The sequence below is a fragment of the Vibrio sp. V30_P3S12P165 genome, from assembly GCF_009904905.1.
Lineage (GTDB): Bacteria > Pseudomonadota > Gammaproteobacteria > Enterobacterales > Vibrionaceae > Vibrio > Vibrio fujianensis.
Genome location: NZ_WXWH01000075.1, coordinates 1 through 2380 on the forward strand (window position 1 = coordinate 1; position 2380 = coordinate 2380).

General features: G+C 33.4%; 3 protein-coding genes. All 3 read right to left on the reverse strand.

Annotated features, from left to right (window positions below; all coding sequences use genetic code 11):
• On the reverse strand, positions 1-703 hold a 703-nt coding region (locus tag CAG57_RS14185), incomplete at its 3' end, for a hypothetical protein (RefSeq protein WP_161439541.1).
• Positions 704-1025: 322 nt separating this feature from the next.
• Positions 1026-2129 carry a glycosyltransferase gene (locus tag CAG57_RS14190; protein WP_161439542.1) on the reverse strand — a complete coding sequence of 368 codons (1104 nt, stop codon included), beginning with the start codon at positions 2127-2129 and terminating at the stop codon, positions 1026-1028.
• A gap of 15 nt (positions 2130-2144) precedes the next feature.
• Positions 2145-2380, reverse strand: a 236-nt coding sequence (locus CAG57_RS14195) for an ATP-grasp fold amidoligase family protein (RefSeq protein ID WP_272925682.1), incomplete at its 5' end; no start/stop codon positions are given.

The window sequence follows — 2380 nt, forward strand, 5'->3', positions numbered from 1 at the left end:
CATGAATATTAGATATCAATCCAGAATCTGATGAAGTTGTAGAAAACTCGGATTTTGAAGCTTGCGCATTACCGAAAATGAAGTTCAATGCACTATTTGGTATTGAATAGCTGCTTAATAAGGTAGAAAAAGACCCATCAATTGTTGCATTTACTTCACCGTCATTAGCACCAAATAAAACAAGCACACGGTCAAAACCCTTGCCTATTTCAGGAAAAAAACCAACCACACTATTATAGCTTGTAATAACTACAGTAGAGAATACAACAGATAAAACAAAAACATTAATCTTAACTCTCAATCCACTTTTAAAAACCACAAAATAGGAAAAACCAATTATAAATGAAGCAAGACCAGAGAGACCTGAAATAGGAAACAAAGGTATAAAGAGAAACGGTATGATAAGAAAAGCAAACATTTTATATTTAGAATATAAAAAGAAAAAATAAGTAGAAATCAAGCCAAGAAAGTTTCCACCCGGCACATAACCATTCAATAAGCCATTAACACGAAAAGCATGATAATTATCTGTAAAAGGCAAGTGCTCTATAAACCAAAATCTAACTCCAGGAAAAAAAAGTTGAATATACATTAATATCGGATGAATCAACAAGACTGAACCTAGAATAATAATAACTTTTGACGGTAAATAATTTTTATTTATAATCCATGCGGACATAACATATATAGATACAGATGACATTAGAAATCTGATATCTCGCATCAAAAAGTGAGACTCATAATTTAACTGAGAGTTTATGAACTGAACAGAAAGCCTATAGCAAATGAAAATAAAGTAAATAATAAGAAAATTAAAAAAAACAACATTAAACTTCATCTTCGTTAAAATAACATAAAAAATAGACCATAAGAACAAAATAGGAGTAAGGTCAAAAAATCCGATTTTAACTCTAAAAACAAAAATAAAAAATACAAAAAAAAGAAAAATAGCATTTACACTATTCATATCAGAGTAACACTTACTATCTATATTTTTCTGGTAGTTAAATGTTTTCATAATTGACCTAGTTTTTAATGGCAGCTAAGTATTTGTTAATAGCACTCGAAAGAAAATAGTCATTTTTCGAAATTTCATTTAAGTTTTTATAAACGAAACTCAGCATTAATTTCCTACATACTCTCTGCAAATCATCGATTGATAGATACTCAACCAAATACCCATTTACTCCCTCTTGAATAATTTCCCTTGGGCCACTTGGGCAGTCAAATGCAACTACTGGGGTTCCTAAGGTGATCGATTCTATCAATACGTTTGGGAAGCCTTCATATAGTGAAGTGAGCAAGGTGGCTTTAGCATGAAGATAATAAGGGATCATATCCGCTTGAAAACCTTCAAAATCAACCCTATCGGCAACACCCAAATCCTGTGAGCATTGCTTTAGTGATTGCTCTAGGCTGCCTTGGCCGACTATTTTTAGCCGTAGGTTAGGAAATTCATTGGCAACACCGGCAAAGCCCTCGATGGCGTAGTGAAAGGCTTTTTGCTTTTCTAACCTTCCGACACAAAGCAAATAATCTTGTTTTTCTATTTGGGATAAATCGTGCGCTTTTGCGTAATCCTCAACATGTTTTGCGACTGGATTATAAATCACGCTCGTTTTATCCGCCAAATTTGGAAATACCGCAATTAAGTCATCGCGCATCGCTTGACATTGGTTAATAATATGATCGCATTTACCATAAAAATGATTAATCAAAGGTGTAACAATATAACGCCGCCAGCTTCCTTGTGACTGAGTTGTATTTTTTGAAAAGGTATTAATATTTCTAGCCATAATTTTGGTTTTAAATCGAAATAAACTACGCAACATAACCGTTAACACAGCTAACTCGTAATTAAACACCAGCATTTTTTCTGGCTTATGCTGACGAATATATCGTAATAATGGCAACGGTGCATGGCGGGCATGATTAACACCCAGCACAACTAAGTTTACTTTTTGGCTAACACGCTCTAAGTAAGCTGCATTATTGGTGTGTAAAACAAGTAAATCAACTTGCCAGCCATTATCAGCCAAACCATTAGCGACGTTAACACAAACACCCTCAGCACCACCGCCAGCAAGAGAACTGATAAGTAGGGTTATTTTTTTATTTTTAGAATACATTAATTTATACTTCTTTTATTTCGTTGGATCGCCTTGCCATAGGTTACCCATCCAGAGATCAAACATTTTGTGCATAAAAATAGCGCCACCGCTTGTTTTAGCAAAGGTCAACTCACCAAAATAAATATTTCCAGAAACATTATAAAAATCAACTCGAACATGAGTAAATTCATCTGCTAATTGTTTTGCTTTCTCTAACATTAATTCATAGTTGATAGGTCTTTTTATTTTAGTAACAATATTAGGATATT

Bases quoted from the DNA above. Each gene is read 5' to 3' on its own strand.
- CAG57_RS14190 (WP_161439542.1), bottom strand. From the start codon at position 2,129: ATGTATTCTAAAAATAAAAAAATAACCCTACTTATCAGTTCTCTTGCT.